Below are 16,139 nucleotides of genomic sequence, written 5' to 3'. Positions count from 1 at the left end.
TTGCGCTCTTCAAAAGTGAGCCGCTGTAAGAGCGGAACCAATAGTCGCCGTTACCTAAATAACGGATATACACACAGTCAAAAACAGAGGCACAACCCATGCTCCAGTTGATCCTCGGCGGCGCCCGCTCCGGCAAAAGCCGCCTGGCTGAAAAACTCGCCACCGACAGCGGCCTAAGCGTCACCTACATAGCGACCAGCCAACCCCTGGACGGCGAAATGACCGCACGCGTCGCCCACCACCGCGAGCGGCGCCCGACCGAATGGGGCCTGATCGAAGAGCCCATCGAACTGGCCCGTGTCCTCAAGGAAAACGCCACCCCGAACCATTGCCTGCTGGTTGACTGCCTGACCCTATGGCTCACCAACCTGCTGATGCTCGAAGACCCCGACCGTCTCAAAGAAGAGCGTGAGGCCTTGCTCCAAACCCTGGCCACCCTCCCAGGAGAAATCATTTTTGTCAGCAACGAGACCGGAATGGGTGTCGTGCCGCTGGGCGAATTGACTCGCCGCTATGTCGATGAAGCCGGTTGGCTGCATCAAGCCTTGGCCGAACGTTGTCAGCGCGTTGTCCTGACCGTCGCCGGCCTGCCCCTGACTTTGAAAGGTACTGCGTTATGACCGACACCTGGTGGCTCAACCCCTGCAAGGCGATCGACCCCCAAGCCCACGAACAAGCCCTGGCCCGCCAGCAGCAACTGACCAAGCCCGCCGGCTCCCTCGGCCGGCTGGAAGCCGTGGCCGTCCAACTGGCCGGCCTCCAGGGCCAGGTCAAACCCAGCGTCGACCACCTGTGGATCGCGATCTTCGCCGGCGACCACGGCGTCGTCGCCGAGGGTGTCTCCGCCTTCCCCCAGGAAGTCACCGGCCAGATGCTTCACAACTTCGTCACCGGTGGCGCCGCCATCAGCGTGCTTGCGCGCCAACTCGACGCCAAGCTGGAAGTGGTCGACCTCGGCACCATCACCCCGACGTTGAACCTACCGGGCGTCCGCCACCTGAATATCGGTCTCGGTACCGCCAACTTCGTCAACGGCCCGGCAATGACCGAAGCCCAGGGCCAACTGGCGCTGCAAGCCGGCCGCGACAGCGTGCATCGCGCTATCACCAGCGGTGCGCAACTGTTTATCGGCGGCGAAATGGGCATCGGCAACACCACCTCCGCCAGTGCCCTGGCCTGCGCGCTGCTGGATTGCCAGGTCAGTGACTTGACCGGCCCCGGCACCGGCCTGAACGCCCAGGGTGTCAGCCACAAGGTCGCCGTCATCGAGCGCGCCCTTGCACTGCACGCGGGCGATCGCGACGACGCACTGAAAACCCTGTTCAACCTCGGCGGCTTTGAAATTGCCGCGCTGGTCGGCGCCTACCTGGCCTGCGCTCAAGAAGGGGTCGTGGTGCTGGTGGACGGTTTTATCTGCACCGTCGCCGCCTTGGTCGCCACGCGCCTGAACCCCGGCTGCCGTGAATGGCTGCTGTTCGGCCACCGCGGTGCCGAGCCCGGCCATCGTCACGTGCTGCAAAGCCTCCACGCCGAGCCGTTGCTGGAACTCGGGCTGCGCCTGGGCGAAGGCAGTGGCGCCGCGCTCGCCGTGCCGTTGCTGCGCCTGGCCTGCGCGCTGCACGGGCAGATGGCGACCTTCGCCGAAGCGGCCGTAGCGGATCGCCCGGCATGACTTTGCGCCTGGACCTGCTGCGCCACGGCGAAACCGAACTGGGCGGCGGCTTGCGCGGCAGCCTGGACGATGCGCTCACGGCCAAGGGCTGGGAGCAGATGCGTGAGGCGGTGGTGGCGCAGGGCCCTTGGGAGCGTCTGGTCAGTTCGCCGCTGCAACGTTGTGCGCGGTTTGCCGAGGAGTTGGGCACGCGCTTGAATCTGCCGGTGACCCTCGAAAAGGATCTGCAGGAACTGCACTTCGGCGCCTGGGAAGGGCAGAGCGCCGCTGCCCTGATGGAAACCGACGCCGACGCGCTGGGCCTGTTCTGGGCTGATCCCTACAGTTTCACGCCGCCGCAGGGCGAGCCGGTTTCGCAGTTCTCCGCGCGTGTTTTGGGGGCTGTCGGCCGCTTGCATCAAGCCTATGCCGGCCAGCGAGTGCTGCTGATCAGCCATGGTGGAGTCATGCGTTTGCTGCTGGCCCAGGCGCGTGGCCTGCCGCGTGAGCAACTGTTGAATGTCGAAGTCGGCCATGGTGGCCTGTTCAGCCTGCAGGTCGAGGCGGATGGCGTATTAAGGGAAGGACGCTGAGCATGTTGCCGTTCTGGATCGCCTTGCAGTTTCTCAGCAGCCTGCCGATTCGCTTGCCGGGCATGCCGCAGCCCCAGGAACTGGGGCGTTCGTTGCTGTTTTATCCGGTGGTGGGGCTGCTGTTCGGGCTACTGCTGTGGGGCTTGAACGCCGTGTTGATGGGCGCGCCGTTGCTGCTGCACGCCGCGCTGCTGTTGACCGCGTGGGTGTTGCTCAGTGGCGGCCTGCACCTGGACGGCCTGGCCGACAGCGCCGACGCCTGGCTCGGTGGCTTCGGTGACCGCGAGCGCACCCTGACCATCATGAAAGACCCGCGCAGCGGCCCGATCGCGGTGGTCACCCTGGGCCTGGTGTTGCTGCTCAAATTCACCGCGCTGGTGGCATTGATCGAGCAGCACAACGGCGCCGCGCTGATCCTTGCACCGTTGATTGGCCGCGCTTCAATGCTGGCGCTGTTTCTCACCACGCGCTATGTGCGCGCCGGTGGTCTGGGGCAGGCCCTGGCGGATCATTTGCCACGGATCGTCGGCCAACAGGTGCTGATCCTCAGCGGCCTGGCGTGTATCTTGATCGGCGGTTTCAGTGGCGGGATTGCCGTGCTGGTGGCTGCCCTTTGTTTTATCGGCTTGCGCCAATTGATGGTCAATCGCCTCGGCGGCACCACCGGCGACACCGCCGGCGCGCTGTTGGAGCTGCTGGAAGTGGCGGTGTTGATCAGTCTGGTGCTGTAACACTTTCTTGCATTTCATTAATCCCGGGTATATACACGCTCCATGCTTGCCTCCCAATGTTTATGCACAAACCTGCGTCGCGCCGCTCGTGGCGTCAGCAGGCATTACGACGGCGCTCTCGACGGCTTCGGGATCAACGTTGCCCAGTATTCTTTGCTGTGTAATCTGCAGCGCCTCGATCAACCGAGCATTTCCAGCCTGGCCGACGCCATGGGCCTGGATCGCAGCACGCTGGGGCGCAACCTGCGGGTGCTGGAAGGCGAGGGCCTGGTGCAGTTGGTGGAGGGCGATGACTTGCGCAACCGCCTGGTCTTGCTGACCGAGGCGGGTATCGAACGGCTCGCCGCCGCATTGCCGGCCTGGGAAGCGGCGCAGCAGAAATTGATTGATAAGTTGGGCGCCGAAAAGCGCGAAACCCTGTTGGCCTTGCTGGATGAACTCGCTTGACGCGAGTTTGTTCGATGATAAGCGGGTATATACCCGCGAACGGAGAATAAGAAATGACCTCGATGTGGCGCACCAGCGGCTGGATCCTTGTGGGGAGTGCGCTGATCCTCGCGTTGTCCCTCGGCGTGCGACATGGCTTCGGCCTGTTCCTGGCGCCCATGAGTGCCGAATTCGGCTGGGGCCGTGAGACCTTTGCCTTTGCCATCGCCCTGCAAAACCTGATCTGGGGCCTGGCACAGCCGTTTACCGGCGCCCTGGCCGACCGCTTCGGCGCCGCCAAGGTGGTGATGATCGGTGGTGTGCTTTACGCGCTGGGCCTGGTGTTCATGGGCCTTTCGGATTCGGCGTGGTCGCTGTCCCTGAGTGCCGGGTTGCTGATCGGCATTGGCCTGTCGGGTACTTCGTTCTCGGTGATCCTCGGGGTGGTGGGGCGTGCCGTGGCGCCGGAAAAACGCAGCATGGCCATGGGTATCGCCAGCGCCGCCGGCTCGTTCGGCCAGTTCGCCATGTTGCCGGGCACCCTCGGTTTGATCGGCTGGCTTGGCTGGTCCGCCGCGTTGCTGGTGCTGGGCCTGATGGTGGCGCTGATCGTGCCGTTGGTGACCATGCTCAAGGACCGACCGTTGCCTGCGGTGGCTGGCCAGCAGACCTTGCGCGAAGCCTTGGGTGAGGCCGGCTCCCATTCAGGGTTCTGGCTGCTGGCGTTCGGCTTTTTTGTCTGCGGTTTCCAGGTGGTGTTTATCGGCGTGCACTTGCCATCGTACCTGGTGGACCAGCACTTGCCGGCCTCGGTGGGGACGACCGTGCTGGCATTGATCGGCCTGTTCAATATCTTTGGCACCTATACCGCCGGATGGCTCGGCGGGCGCATGTCCAAACCCCGTTTGTTGACCGGTTTGTACCTGCTGCGGGCGGTGGTGATTGTGATCTTCCTGTGGGCGCCGGTGACGCAGACCAGCGCCTACCTGTTCGGCATGGCGATGGGCTTCCTGTGGCTGTCCACGGTGCCACTGACCAACGGCACGGTCGCGACCTTGTTTGGTGTCAGAAACCTTTCCATGCTCGGTGGGATCGTGTTCCTGTTCCATCAACTGGGCTCGTTCCTCGGCGGCTGGTTGGGCGGGGTGGTCTATGATCGAACCGGTAGCTACGATTTGATCTGGCAGGTGGCAATCGTCCTGAGCCTGGTGGCAGCGGCGCTGAACTGGCCAGTGCGCGAGCGCCCGGTGGCACGTTTGCAGGCGCAAATGGGGGTGGCATGAATTCGACCTGGCATTGGCTCGGCGCAGCAGGAGCAGGACTCTTGCTGCTGCTGGCGTGGTGGGGCTGGCAACAGGGCGGCCTGGCATTGATGCAGTTGGGCATGGCGATCTGTTAAGTTCTGTGTCTGAGACTTTTCAAGGACACCTCACATGCAGATGCGCTGGTTCGCAGTACCCGCTCTGATGGTGGCTTTTGGCGGTGTCGCCATGGCTGCCGATTGCCCGCCGTTGCTTGAAGGCCAGTTGCCCAAGCTGCGCGCCAAGGAATCCATCGACCTGTGCCAGCGCTTTGCCGGCAAGCCGCTGCTGATCGTCAACACCGCCAGCTTCTGCGGGTTTGCGCCGCAGTTCAAAGGGCTTGAAGCGTTGTACCAGCGCTACAAGGGGCAGGGGCTGGAAGTAATTGGCGTGCCGTCCGATGACTTCAAGCAGGAAGCCAAGACCGGAGAGGAAACTGCCAAGGTTTGTTACGTTAATTACGGCGTGACCTTCACCATGACCGAACCACAGAAGGTCAAGGGCCCGGACGCGGTGCATCTGTTCAAGATGCTGGCGCAGCAGAGCAGCGCGCCGAAGTGGAATTTCTACAAGTACGTGGTGGACCGCCAGGGCAAGGTGATCGCCAATTTCTCCAGCCTGACCAAACCGGATAGTCCGGACCTGATCAAGGCAGTGGAAGAGGCGCTGGCTTCGAAACCCTGATGGGCACCCACTAAAAAGCCCCGCCTCTTTTGCAAGAGTGCGGGGCTTTTTTATATTCAACTGGCGAGCCGGTCAGGCCCGCCGTGAATCAGAACTTGTACGTCGCACCGAGGCCATAACCCCAAGCGCTGTTTTTGTACTCGGCGTTGTAAGCATTGCCTTTGCCGGTACGGTTGACGTTGACTTCTTCTTCCCAGAGGTAAGAAATAGCCGCGTCGATGGTGATGTCGTCGGTGGCGTTGAAGCCGGCACCGAAGCTGACAGCCTTACGGTCGCCAGTGGGGATACGTACCGAGCGGTCGGTGTTGTTGGTAGGCGACTGGTCAACCGAGAAACCGGTGCGCAGAACCCACTGTTTGTTGACCTGGAACGAAGCACCGATGGCCGAGGCCCAAGTGTCGTGCCAGTTCTGTGGCTCGTTGATGGTGCCGATCGGGCCGGCTGCGCCACCGAGTGCAGGCGAAACACCCTGGTTGTTGACGGTGATTTCTTTCAGGCGGCTCCAGCGAGTCCAGGTAGTACCTGCGTACAACGTCCACTGGTCATCCAGCTTGTGGGTAACCGAGAGGTCGTAGGATTCCGGCGTGGTGATGTCCAGCGACGCATCGAAACGACTGCCGTTGAATGGACCGAAACCCGCACCTGAAATATCGGTGTGGCCCGAAAGGTTGTAGGAAACCTTGGACGTGTAAGTCAGGCCGATGTTGGTGCTCGCAGTTGGCGTCACCAGGATACCGATCTTGTAGCCCCACGCGGTGTCGTCACCCTTGATGTCCACCAAGCCATCATTGCGGCCGAAGGTGGCTGCCAGGGGGGTAGACGAGGTCAGGTTGCCGCTGATTTTGTTGAACGTCGGGCCGATACCTACGGACACGTATTCATTGAAGGCGTAGCTGACAGTCGGCTGGATGGTGACGACTTTTACGTCACTCTTCTTGCCGTAGTAACGGCCGCCGAAGCTGTCTTCGTAGTTGGTGATCAGGCCGAACGGCGCATACACGCCCAGGCCGAACGCCAGGTCATCGGTCGCTTTCTTCACGGCAAACAACATCGGGACTTTGGTAAAGGGAACCATGTCGCCGTCGTTGGTGCTGCCGGGTGGGCCACCGCTGGTATTTTTGATGTCGGTCTTGGCATCGATAGCGGCAACGCCGCCAGTGATTTGATCGCGCTTGAGGCGCGACATGCCGGCAGGGTTGCCAGCAACAGTACTTGCATCATCGGCAGATGAAGAGCGGCCCGCAAAACCGGTACCCATCCCACTGATGCTTTGTTCGTTGAGGGCAAAGCCGCTCGCGAACAGTTGGGAGGAGGCCATTGCAACGGCGAGGCTAAGTGTCGTCTTGAGCATTACTTTTTTCATTATTAGAACTCCGTGGTGATCACCGCTGCGGAAAGTAACAATAAATTTATGTTTGCGCTATAGGCTCAAACACAGGAGATAGAGCGGTTTTGTAGGACAATCCGACCAAAATCAACGTTTTTAGCCGAATCTTGCAAATCGCCCGGTCAACAGGCGACGTGATTCATGGGTGAAACACAGGTTTGCCAGGCCTGGGTGAAATCCCGGAGCCGGCCTTGAGGGTGAAATATTTCTTTCCAGATACGCGCCATCGCCAATACGTCGTCGGCCGGTGGCAGGTTTGGGCGGTGTTGTTCCACCAGCAGCCAGGCGATGGCGGTGGCGTAGCGCAGGTTGACCGTCAGCTCAACCTGCGGCCCGCTGAGGAAGGCATGCTGGCTGGCGAGTCCGCGTACCAGGCTGGCGCGCTCGGGGTCCAGCGCCAGGTAGTTATCCCACAGCGCGCGATGGCGCGGCTCGGTGATGCTGTAGAGGCCATGGCCGCGGCGGTCGTGCAGGGCTGAGCCGAGCGCCGACTGGCTGGCGGCGATGCCCAGCAGCAGGGATTCAGCCGTCTGGTTATGGCGACCCAGGTAAAGCAGGGTGGGCCGGATCACATAACGACACAATTCGCTGGCGGCGATGCCCATAAATGCCTCAATCCATGAAATTAATCGGCGATACCTGAGCGAGGGCTTGGCAGCGGTGAATCGGATCTCAGGTCCGCCGGAAGCGGATCATGCCGCTTGAGTTGAAGTGTAGTGTCATATTTACGATGTAAAGGACTGTTTTTAAAATATTTTTATCATTTAGTTATATCGTTTATATCAATTTAAACTTAGCGCGCCTGAATTTCAGGCAATAAAAAACCCCGGGTTTTAACCGGGGTTTTTGTGTTTCAGCGATTCGGGTCGATCAGGCAACCAGTGCCTGGCGAGTACGATCGATCACGGCCTGCAGCGGTTCTGCGCTGGAGTATTGATCGGGGTACAGGCGTTCGCTGTGACGAGCGATGCCGTGTTCGTTGACCAGGGTAAAGCTGAAGCAGCCTTTGCGAGCGGCCATGATCAGGCAGTTCATTGGTGCAAAAGCGTTGGTGAGGGTGCGAATGGCATCCTGAGTGTGGATTTGAGTGGACATATTATTGGTGTTCCTACAAATGACACGGTTAAGAACCGTGCAACGTTAAAACGTTCCAGTGACGTTGATCACCATTGATCGAACGAAGAACCCGACTGGAACAAAGCAGCCAGTTTGAAGCGCTATTAAGTTGGCGCGCTTGGGCTGGCAGGTAGGTACTTAGGAGGGCAGGCAACACAACAGGGGCAAAGGTTCTGGGCCCGGGGTGAAGATCCTGATCAATTTGCAGGTTGGTTCTTTCAGAGTATGGAAACTTCGCGACACCCTTTGCATTGTTCAAAGGCCGTGTCGTCGCAAGTGATACCTGGAAACCATCGAGGTGGTCGATCCCTTTTTGTCGGCGGTGCCGTGAGGGAGTTGTTCGACCAGAATTGACTTTCAGCTTGGTACTAACGCCGCGGATAGTAACGGATTGAAACGATGAAAGGAAGTGTGATAGGCAAAAAACTTTTCGGGTCCTGGGCCTGCGGTAACATTCCTTAGCCGCTGCCTGAGCAAAAAACGCGGTTGATATAACCGGCGAGTGGTTAGTTGTGCACATTGGTGGCGCCCTGTGTAACTGAACTGACATACGCCCCGCAAAGCGCCCGGGTGCCTGCAACTAAAATTTAAGTCAATGAAAAATCGAGCTTTTTTTTATTGGTGAAAAAATCGTCAGTTTGACTGCGGCCCCCGTTCCATGGGCCTTTGCGGGACTTACAGAACGGTTGTCCACTGAGTTATCCACAGCTTCTGTGGATTGTCCCAAGCGCTTGCTCTAGAACGGGCGTGCAGGCTTTTTTCAGCTTTACCTGTACGAAAAAAAGAGTAGAGTGGCGCGCCTTCCGTTCTGTCCCACAGTGCTTTATGAAGTTTCGCTCAGTATCACCTTCTGTTACCGACAGCCCTCAGGTTGTTACCGCACCCAAGCGTTTTTCCCTGAAAGTTGCCTTGTGGTTGCTCGACAGCCCGCGCCTGGGCCACAGCCCCAACGTCAAACATTTTGCAGGGCATTTGCTCAAGCAACCGGCTCGTGCTGGCGTGGTGGTGGCGCAAAGCCGTCTGGGCCAGTTGATGTGCCGCGAGTGCGGCAATGCCCGCGACCGCCGTATCGGCCACGAACTGCTGCGCCAGGCCGCCCGCGCCGGTGACCGCATCGCCCAGCGTGAACTGGGCCAGATCGAAGACTGAGCTGTCCTCAATGCGCTGGCTTGGTTAACCTTCTTCTTTTCGGGTGACGGCAGGAATCGCTATGGCTTTTGACTGGACCAGTGTTGTGCTGGGTCTCGCCGCTGTTGGGTTGCCGCTGTTGGGGCTGTGCTGGCAGATTCAGCGCCGACTGAGCGCGCGAATGGCCGGCTGGGAATTGCTCGAAGAGCGCCTGGCCACCGCACAACTGGCCCAGGAAGGGCTCGCCGCGCAGTTGGACGCCAGCCGTGACGAAATCAGCGACCTGAGCCAGGCCAACGCTGCCAAACAGGCTGATCTGGCCGCCGTGCGCCGGGAAGTCGAACTGCTGCAGATCGACCGTGACAACGCCCGCGACGCCGCCCACGCCTGGAACCTCGACCGTTCCGCCAAGGAAACCGAACTGCGCCGCCTGGATGCCTTGTCCGCGTCCCTGCGCGCCGAATTGCGCGAGCAACAGGAAAGCCATCAGCAACGCCTCAGTGACCTGCAAGGTTCCCGTGATGAGCTGCGCGCGCAGTTCGCTGAACTCGCCGGGAAGATCTTCGACGAGCGCGAGCAACGCTTCGCCGAAACCAGCCAGCAGCGCCTCGGCCAATTGCTCGACCCGCTCAAGGAGCGCATCCAGTCGTTCGAAAAGCGCGTCGAAGAAAGCTACCAGAGCGAAGCCCGCGAGCGGTTCTCCCTGGCCAAGGAGCTGGAGCGCCTGCAACAGCTGAACCTGCGCCTGTCCGATGAAGCCACCAACCTGACCCGCGCCCTCAAGGGCCAGAAAACCCAGGGCAACTGGGGCGAGCTGATCCTGGAGCGGGTGCTGGAACATGCCGGTCTGGAAAAGGGCCGCGAGTACCAGACCCAGGTCAACCTCAAAGGCCCGGACGGCGAACGCTTCCAGCCCGACGTGTTGATCATGCTGCCGGGGGACAAGCAGGTAGTGGTGGACTCCAAGGTCAGCCTGACCGCCTATCAACAGTACGTCGCCGAGGACGACCAGGCGATCGGCCAGGCAGCCCTCAAGCAGCACGTACTGTCCTTGCGCAACCACGTCAAAGGCCTGGCCGGCAAGGACTACAAACGTCTGGAAGGCCTGCACAGCCTGGATTTCGTGCTGCTGTTCGTGCCCATCGAAGCCGCATTTTCGGCGGCGCTTCAAGCCGAGCCGAACCTGTTCCAGGAAGCCTTCGACCGCAACATCGTGATCGTCAGCCCGACCACGCTGTTGGCCACCTTGCGGGTGATCGACAGCCTGTGGAAACAGGAACGGCAAAGCCAGAACGCCCGGGAAATTGCCGAGCGCGCCGGTTGGCTGTACGACAAGTTCGTGCTGTTTATCCAGGACCTGGACGAGGTAGGCAACCGCCTGCAGCAGCTGGATAAAGCCTACAGTGCGGCGCGCAACAAGCTGACCGACGGACGCGGAAACCTGGTGAGCCGTACCGAGCAACTGAAGCTGCTCGGCGCCCGCGCCAGCAAAAGCCTGCCGGCCGACTTGCTGGAACGGGCGATGACCGATGAAGACGGCGTGGCGCAGTTGCCAGAATAGTCACCGGGCTCTGTGGGAGCTGGCTTGCCTGCGATGCAGACACCTCGTTCCTCCCCATACACCGAGGCAATGCCATCGCAGGCAAGCCAGCTCCCACATGGGCTAAAGCGGCAGGTGCCGGCTCAACAAGGCCCGCAACGCCGCCGGCTTCACCGGCTTGGCCAGGTAATCCAACCCAGCCGCATGCACCTGGGCCACCATCTCCGGCCGTCCATCGGCACTGATCACCACACCCGGAATCGGCTCTGCCAGTTGTGCCCGCAGCCAGCCCATCAACTCGGTGCCGGTCTCGCCGTGGTCGAGGTGGTAATCCACCAGGGCCAGTTGCGGCCGCACACCCTCGGCCAGCAACGCGGCACATTGCGCCTGGTCGCGGGCGGTCCAGACTTCACAGCCCCAGCGCGTGAGCAAACTGCGCATGCCGATCAGGATGCTTTCTTCGTTATCCACACACAGCACCTGCGCCCCGCTCAACGGCTGGCCGCTTTCCTGCGCCGGCTTGGCAGGCGCGCTGACCTGAGTGCGCGCCAACGGCACACGCACGCTGAACACGCTGCCTTTGCCCGGCCATGAACGCACGCTCAAGCGGTGCCCGAGCACGCGGCACAGGCCATCGGCAATCGCCAGGCCCAGTCCCAGGCCTTTCTCGGCACGGGTCTGGTGACTGTCCAGGCGTTTGAATTCCTCGAAGATGACTTTTTGCTTGTCCTGGGGAATCCCGGGACCACGGTCCCACACTTCCAGGCACAACTCGCCGCGACGGCGCCGCACACCCAATAGCACCGGCCCGTCGGCGTACCGGAATGCGTTGGTGAGGAAATTCTGCAACACCCGCCGCAGCAACTTGATGTCACTGTCCACCCGCAAACGACTGCCCCGCAGACGGAAACGCAAACCCTGCTCCTGAGCCAGCGCCTTGAACTCGGCGCCCAGCGTATCGAACAGTTCATTGAGCACGAAGGGCTGGCGCTGCGGATTGATCTTGCCGTTTTCCAGGCGCGAAATATCCAGCAGGTCGCTGATCAGGTCTTCCGCCGAACGCAACGAGCTGTCCAGATGCTGCACCAACTGCCGGGCATCCGGCGACATGCCGTCGTTCTGATGGGAGAGGGCAGCAGAGAACAATCTTGCGGCGTTCAACGGTTGCATCAAGTCGTGACTGACCGCTGCGAGGAACCGGGTTTTCGACTGGCTGGCGGTCTCGGCCACGCCCTTGGCATCGGTCAGCGCGACGTTGAGTTGCGACAGTTCGTGGGTTCGCTCGGTCACCCGCTGTTCCAGGCCTTCATTGGCCTCGGTCAACGCCTGCTCGGCTTCGCGGAACGCGGTGATGTCGGTGAAGCTCATCACAAACCCGCCACCCGGCATCGGGTTGCCGATCAGTTCGATCACCCGGCCATTGGGAAACAGCCGCTCGGAGGTATGCGCACGGCCCTGGCGCATCCAGTGCAGGCGACGCGCCACGTGCACTTCGGCCTCGCCCGGGCCGCACAGCCCGCGCTCGGCGTTGTAGCGAATGATGTCGGCAATCGGCCGGCCTACGCTGATCAGGCCTTCGGGGTAATTGAACAGCTCCAGGTACCGCCGGTTCCACGCCACCAGCCGCAGGGACTGGTCGACCACGCTGATGCCCTGGGTGATGTTTTCGATGGCGCCTTGCAGCAATGCCCGGTTGAACTGCAGCACTTCCGACGCCTCGTCGGCGATGCGTACTACGTCCTCCAACTGCATTTCCCTGCCTTCAATGGCGGCTTTCACCACTGCGCGGGTCGATGAAGCCCCGAGCACACCGGCCAACAGGCGTTCGGTGTGGGCAATCCAGTCATTGTCAGCGTTCTGGTTGGGGTTAAACCCTTTGCCTTGGCGATAGGCGAAGCGCACAAAACTCTGGTGAGCCCGTTCTTCACCGACAAACCGCGCTGCGAGGCTGAGCAAATCATTGATCTGCACCGAAAGCATTGAGCGGACGCTGGCCCGCTGGCTGATTTCCTGGCCAATAAAACGCCCGGCCTGCCAATGCTCCGACACCCGCGTGCGGGACAGCATCGAGACCCACACGAACAACGTGAAGTTACCCGCCAGGGAAAATACGGTGCCCAGCGTCAGAGAAGTTACAGACAAGCCCAGCGGGTGCGAATGCAGCCACGTCATGCCCGGGAAAAGGCTGAACGACCAGCCCAGACTTTTCGCGGTGACCGGCAGGACCAAGGTGTAGAACCACAGGAACGTACCCGCCGCCAATCCGGCAAACACGCCGCGCCGGTTGGCCTGTTTCCAGTACAGCGCACCCAGCATCGCCGGTGCCAGCTGGGTCACGGCGGCGAACGCAATCTGGCCAATGGTTGCAAGGCTGGCGGAGGACCCCAGCAGCCGGTAACTGACGTAAGCCAGCAGCAGGATGATGACAATACTCACCCGGCGTACCGACAGCATCCAGTGACGGAACACTTCGAACGGCCGCTCGGCGCTGGAGCGGCGCAGCAGCCAGGGTAGCAGCATGTCGTTGGAGACCATGGTCGACAGGGCGATGCTCGCGACGATCACCATGCCCGTGGCCGCCGAGGCGCCGCCGATAAACGCCAGCACGGCGAGCGCCGGGTGGGCTTCGGCCAACGGCAGGCTGATCACGTAGGAATCCGGCAATACCGAACCCGGCAGCAGCATCTTCCCGCCGAGGGCAATCGGGATCACAAACAGGGCGGCCAGGATCAGATAGGCCGGGAATACCCACTTGGCCAGGCGCAGGTCCTGGGGGTCGATATTTTCCACCACGGTGACATGGAACTGCCGGGGCAGGCAGATGATCGCCATCATCGCGACGCCGGTCTGCACCACCATCGAGGGCCAGTTGACGGTCTCTTTCCAGTATTCCTCCAGCCGTGGCGCGAGCATCGCCTGGCTGAACAAATCGTCGAAACCGTCGTACAGGCCGTAGGTCACAAACGCACCGACGGCGAGAAACGCGAACAGCTTGACCAAGGATTCAAAGGCAATCGCCAGCACCATGCCGCGGTGGTGTTCCGTGGCGTCCAGGTTGCGGGTACCGAACACAATGGTGAACAACGCCAATACCAGCGACACGATCAGCGCCGTGTCCTGGGAGCGGGTGCCCGTGGTGTCGGCGCTGGCGCCGATCAGCAGGTTCACCCCCAGCACGATGCCTTTGAGTTGCAAGGCTATATAAGGCAGGACGCCCACCAGGCAGATCAGCGCCACCACCACCGCGAGGGATTGGGATTTGCCGTAACGGGCGGCGATAAAGTCGGCGATGGAGGTGATGTTTTCCTGCTTGCTGATCAGCACCATCTTCTGCAGGACCCACGGCGCGAGCACCAGCAGCAGCACCGGTCCCAGGTAGATCGGTAAAAACGCCCACAACTGTTCGGCCGCCTGGCCTACGGCACCAAAGAATGTCCAGCTGGTGCAATACACCGCCAGCGACAGGCTATACACCCAGGCACGCATCCGCGGCGGCAGCGGCGCATGGCGACGGTCACCGTAAAAGGCGATGGCAAACATAATGGCCATATAGGCCAGGGCAACGGCGGCGATCAGCCCGCTGGACAGCGTCATGAGAACTCCAGACATAAGAACGCCCGGGCATTCCCGGCCCGGGCGAACAGTCTCGCATGATGCTTGGCGTTAGTCAGTGTCGACCAAGGTCGGAGCGTGGTGTGATGTCGCAGCGTTGGTTCAGGCGCCGAAACCGCCGTCGATGGTCAGGCTGGCGCCGGTGATGTAGCCGGCCTCAGGGCCTGCCAGATAGGCGACGAAACTGGCGATCTCTTCTACATGGCCATAACGGCCCACGGCCATGAAGCCGATCAGGCTTTCGGCGAAATCACCGCTTGCCGGGTTCATGTCGGTGTCCACCGGGCCTGGCTGCACGTTATTGATGGTGATGCCCCGTGGGCCCAGGTCGCGGGCCAGGCCTTTGGTCAGGCCGACCAGCGCCGATTTGCTCATGGCGTACGGGCCGCCACCGGCAAACGGCATGCGATCGGCATTGGTGCTGCCGATGTTGATGATGCGGCCACCTTCGCCCATGTGCCGCGCGGCTTCCTGGGTGGCGACAAATACGCTGCGTACGTTGATGGCGAGGGTGCGGTCGAAGTCTTCCAGCTTGAAATCTTCCAGCGGGCCGACGGCCAGCACGCCTGCGTTGTTGACCAGGATATCCAGGCGCCCGAACGCTTCGACGGTGGCGTTGACGGCGCTGCGGATGGCGTCTGCGTCGGCGCTGTCGGCATGAATCGCCAGGGCTTTGCCGCCTTGGCTGATCACGCTGTTCTGCAACTCTTCAGCCTTGGCAGCCGAACTGACGTAGGTAAAGGCGACGGCAGCGCCCTGTGCGGCCAGGCGCTTGACGATGGCGGCGCCGATACCGCGGGAACCGCCCTGGATCAAGGCGACTTTGCCGCTGAGGTTTTGTGTGGTCATGTCGTTCTCCAAAAGGTGTGTTGAGGTTGGAGTCGAGTATCGACCTCGTGTGGCGTCCTCGGTAGACCGTGATTGCTATAGTCTGTGTAAACCAAAAGTTTAGAGTGGGGCGATATGGAAAGCTTTGGCAGTATCGAATGCTTCGTGCGCAGCGCCGAAGGCGGCAGTTTTGCCGAAGCTGCCCGGCACCTGAGCCTGACCCCGGCGGCCGTGGGCAAAAGCGTGGCCAAGCTGGAGGCGCGCCTGGGTGTAAGGCTGTTCCAGCGCAGTACCCGGCGCCTGACGCTGACTGAGGCCGGCAAGCTCTTCCTCGAAGAAGTCAGCGGCAGCCTCACCACCATTCAAAACGCCGTGGCTAACCTGGCCAGTGCCGAAGGGCGGCCAGTGGGCACGCTGAAAGTGAGCATGGGCACGGTGTTCGGCAACCGTTATGTGGTGCCGTTGCTGGGGGAGTTTCTAAAGCGCTTTCCTGATATCAACCCCGACTGGCATTTCGATAACCGCCAGGTGGACCTGATCGGCCAGGGTTTCGATGCCGCGATCGGCGGTGGTTTTGAGCTGCCCCAGGGCGTGGTCGCGCGCAAGCTGGCGCCGGCGCACCGGATCCTGCTGGCCTCACCGGAATACCTCGCCAAACGCAAGCCGGTGGTCGCGCCCGAGGACTTGTCTGTGTGCAACGGCATCCTGATCCGCTCACCGCAAACCGGGCGCGTGCGTTCGTGGCAACTCACCCACCGCACGCGCGAACAACGCCCGCTGGTGCTCAAGCCGCGCATGACCATGAGCGACTCGGGCGCTGCCTGCTGCGCCAGCGCCCAGGGCCTGGGGATTGCGCTGGTCAGCATGCCGATGGCGGTGCCGTATCTGGACAGCGGCCAACTGGTGCGAGTGCTGCCCGACTGGTACGTCGACGACGGCAACATCTCGCTGTACTACGCCGAACACAAGCTGCTGCCCGGCAAGACCCGGGCGTTTGTGGATTTCATCCTGGAGCAGTTTGTCGAACGCGAGTTGGGGCGGCGGTTCAGCGCCATTTGATCCTTGTGGGGATCAAAGTGTGGGAGCGGGCTTGCTCGCGAAGGCGGTGTGACAGTCACCACATGCATCGACTGATCCACCGC

General features: G+C 61.4%; 15 protein-coding genes. 10 read left to right on the top strand and 5 right to left on the bottom strand.

Going from position 1 to position 16,139, the window contains the following annotated elements; genetic code table 11:
* Positions 1-98 precede the first annotated feature (98 nt).
* The 7 genes from cobU to ACW9I6_RS22350 all read left to right on the top strand — a co-directional run bounded on the left by cobU (position 99) and on the right by ACW9I6_RS22350 (position 5,386).
* Complete coding sequence (cobU, locus tag ACW9I6_RS22380) at positions 99-620, top strand: bifunctional adenosylcobinamide kinase/adenosylcobinamide-phosphate guanylyltransferase (RefSeq protein ID WP_102368348.1); 522 nt, start codon at positions 99-101, stop codon at positions 618-620.
* Entirely contained in the window at positions 617-1,672 is a 1,056-nt protein-coding gene (gene cobT / locus ACW9I6_RS22375; RefSeq protein ID WP_457339843.1) for a nicotinate-nucleotide--dimethylbenzimidazole phosphoribosyltransferase, read from the top strand. The genes cobU and cobT overlap by 4 nt, the downstream gene beginning before the upstream one ends.
* Positions 1,669-2,244 carry an alpha-ribazole phosphatase family protein gene (gene cobC / locus ACW9I6_RS22370; RefSeq protein ID WP_003214921.1) on the top strand — a complete coding sequence of 192 codons (576 nt, stop codon included), beginning with the start codon at positions 1,669-1,671 and terminating at the stop codon, positions 2,242-2,244. The genes cobT and cobC overlap by 4 nt, the downstream gene beginning before the upstream one ends.
* A 2-nt stretch (positions 2,245-2,246) precedes the next feature.
* Complete coding sequence (locus ACW9I6_RS22365; RefSeq protein WP_003214923.1) at positions 2,247-2,975, top strand: adenosylcobinamide-GDP ribazoletransferase; 729 nt, start codon at positions 2,247-2,249, stop codon at positions 2,973-2,975.
* 42 nt (positions 2,976-3,017) lie between these two features.
* The gene (locus ACW9I6_RS22360) at positions 3,018-3,422 is read left to right on the top strand and encodes a MarR family winged helix-turn-helix transcriptional regulator (RefSeq protein WP_003214925.1); all 405 of its coding nucleotides are present in this window, start codon (positions 3,018-3,020) and stop codon (positions 3,420-3,422) included.
* Between the two features lie 62 nt (positions 3,423-3,484).
* Positions 3,485-4,684: an MFS transporter gene (locus ACW9I6_RS22355; RefSeq protein ID WP_457339844.1), complete on the top strand. Its 1,200-nt coding sequence runs from the start codon at positions 3,485-3,487 to the stop codon at positions 4,682-4,684.
* Positions 4,685-4,834: 150 nt separating this feature from the next.
* Complete coding sequence (locus ACW9I6_RS22350; protein ID WP_003214930.1) at positions 4,835-5,386, top strand: glutathione peroxidase; 552 nt, start codon at positions 4,835-4,837, stop codon at positions 5,384-5,386.
* Between the two features lie 88 nt (positions 5,387-5,474).
* Here the strand turns inward: ACW9I6_RS22350 and ACW9I6_RS22345 are convergent, their stop codons facing one another.
* The 3 genes from ACW9I6_RS22345 to ACW9I6_RS22335 form a co-directional block, all read right to left on the bottom strand.
* Positions 5,475-6,749, bottom strand: a complete 1,275-nt coding sequence (locus tag ACW9I6_RS22345; RefSeq protein ID WP_003214933.1) for an OmpP1/FadL family transporter — start codon at positions 6,747-6,749, stop codon at positions 5,475-5,477.
* A gap of 146 nt (positions 6,750-6,895) precedes the next feature.
* On the bottom strand, positions 6,896-7,378 hold the full coding sequence (locus ACW9I6_RS22340; protein ID WP_003214935.1) for a hypothetical protein: 483 nt from the start codon (positions 7,376-7,378) through the stop codon (positions 6,896-6,898).
* Between the two features lie 265 nt (positions 7,379-7,643).
* Complete coding sequence (locus tag ACW9I6_RS22335; RefSeq protein ID WP_003214941.1) at positions 7,644-7,868, bottom strand: hypothetical protein; 225 nt, start codon at positions 7,866-7,868, stop codon at positions 7,644-7,646.
* A gap of 846 nt (positions 7,869-8,714) precedes the next feature.
* Between ACW9I6_RS22335 and ACW9I6_RS22330 the strand changes: the two genes are divergently transcribed.
* Together ACW9I6_RS22330 and rmuC are read left to right on the top strand one after the other, a co-directional pair.
* Positions 8,715-9,038, top strand: a complete 324-nt coding sequence (locus ACW9I6_RS22330) for an SEL1-like repeat protein (protein ID WP_023659092.1) — start codon at positions 8,715-8,717, stop codon at positions 9,036-9,038.
* A 175-nt stretch (positions 9,039-9,213) separates the two neighbouring features.
* Positions 9,214-10,578: a DNA recombination protein RmuC gene (gene rmuC / locus ACW9I6_RS22325; RefSeq protein WP_173406092.1), complete on the top strand. Its 1,365-nt coding sequence runs from the start codon at positions 9,214-9,216 to the stop codon at positions 10,576-10,578.
* Positions 10,579-10,680: 102 nt separating this feature from the next.
* On the opposite strand, the gene ACW9I6_RS22320 is transcribed toward rmuC, so the two are convergent.
* Positions 10,681-14,151, bottom strand: a complete 3,471-nt coding sequence (locus ACW9I6_RS22320) for a hybrid sensor histidine kinase/response regulator (RefSeq protein WP_457339842.1) — start codon at positions 14,149-14,151, stop codon at positions 10,681-10,683.
* Positions 14,152-14,271: 120 nt separating this feature from the next.
* The gene (locus tag ACW9I6_RS22315; protein ID WP_008432692.1) at positions 14,272-15,018 is read right to left on the bottom strand and encodes a 3-oxoacyl-ACP reductase family protein; all 747 of its coding nucleotides are present in this window, start codon (positions 15,016-15,018) and stop codon (positions 14,272-14,274) included.
* A gap of 114 nt (positions 15,019-15,132) precedes the next feature.
* Here ACW9I6_RS22315 and ACW9I6_RS22310 point away from each other — a divergent pair, with 114 nt between their 5' ends.
* Positions 15,133-16,056, top strand: a complete 924-nt coding sequence (locus ACW9I6_RS22310; protein ID WP_102605104.1) for a LysR family transcriptional regulator — start codon at positions 15,133-15,135, stop codon at positions 16,054-16,056.
* The last annotated feature ends 83 nt before the right edge of the window (positions 16,057-16,139 follow it).

The organism is Pseudomonas sp. SDO5522_S412 (genome assembly GCF_054071215.1).
The sequence above is the reverse complement of the archived record's forward strand: the minus strand, read 5'-3'. Positions and strand labels throughout refer to the sequence as shown.